This window comes from Exiguobacterium sp. s95, assembly GCF_018618655.1.
Lineage (GTDB): Bacteria > Bacillota > Bacilli > Exiguobacteriales > Exiguobacteriaceae > Exiguobacterium_A > Exiguobacterium_A oxidotolerans.
The window spans coordinates 1-803 of the sequence record NZ_JACSMM010000021.1 but is presented as its reverse complement, the minus strand read 5'-3'; the positions used below and the strand labels follow the sequence as shown (position 1 = coordinate 803).

At 50.3% G+C, this 803-nt stretch carries 6 tRNA genes and 1 rRNA gene; all 7 read right to left on the bottom strand.

From position 1 onward, the window contains the following. Nucleotides 1-100: 100 nt before the first annotated feature. Nucleotides 101-176 (bottom strand) — tRNA-Ala (locus tag KNP99_RS15195). A 22-nt stretch (nt 177-198) separates the two neighbouring features. Next, nucleotides 199-275 (bottom strand) — tRNA-Pro (locus KNP99_RS15190). A gap of 6 nt (nt 276-281) precedes the next feature. Next, nucleotides 282-355: transfer RNA gene (locus tag KNP99_RS15185), tRNA-Arg, on the bottom strand. Between the two features lie 37 nt (nt 356-392). Further along, a tRNA-Leu gene (locus KNP99_RS15180) sits at nt 393-479 on the bottom strand. Between the two features lie 61 nt (nt 480-540). Next, nucleotides 541-616: transfer RNA gene (locus KNP99_RS15175), tRNA-Thr, on the bottom strand. 15 nt (nt 617-631) lie between these two features. Continuing rightward, a tRNA-Val gene (locus tag KNP99_RS15170) sits at nt 632-707 on the bottom strand. Between the two features lie 8 nt (nt 708-715). Then, nucleotides 716-803, bottom strand: a 5S ribosomal RNA gene (rrf, locus tag KNP99_RS15165); the annotation flags it as partial.

The window sequence follows — 803 nt, the reverse complement described above, 5'->3', positions numbered from 1 at the left end:
AAGTCACGTTGACGAAGCTTGCGCTTCATTCATTGTTTGTATCCGAAGATACGTTTTTTGCCTCATCGTTCAGTTTTCAAAGTTCGTCAAAGATAAAATTTGGTGGAGCCTAGCGGGATCGAACCGCTGACCTCCTGCGTGCAAGGCAGGCGCTCTCCCAGCTGAGCTAAGGCCCCATTAAAGGGATTAAATTGAAGATGGTCGGGAAGACAGGATTCGAACCTGCGACCCCTTGGTCCCAAACCAAGTGCTCTACCAAGCTGAGCTACTTCCCGAAAAAGTGCACCCTGAGAGATTCGAACTCCCGACCCCTTGATTCGTAGTCAAGTACTCTATCCAGCTGAGCTAAGGGTGCGGGGTATAATGGATCAAACAGTTATTAAAATTAAAAATGGTACCGAGGGCCGGAATCGAACCGGCACGGGGAAACCCCCGCAGGATTTTAAGTCCTGTGCGTCTACCAGTTCCGCCACCCCGGCAGGGTTTTAAAGGTAGAACCTAAATTCTAAATCAGAATCTTCGGTGATATTTAAATGAAAATGGTGCCGGCAACAGGAGTCGAACCCGCGACCTACTGATTACAAGTCAGTTGCTCTACCAGCTGAGCTACACCGGCAAGTGTAAATAAAAATGGTGGAGGATGACGGGATCGAACCGCCGACCCTCTGCTTGTAAGGCAGATGCTCTCCCAGCTGAGCTAATCCTCCATATGTACGCCTGGCAGCGTCCTATCCTCACAGGGGGAAGCCCCCAACTACTTTCGGCGTTCAAGTGCTTAACTTCCGTGTTCGGCATGGGAACGG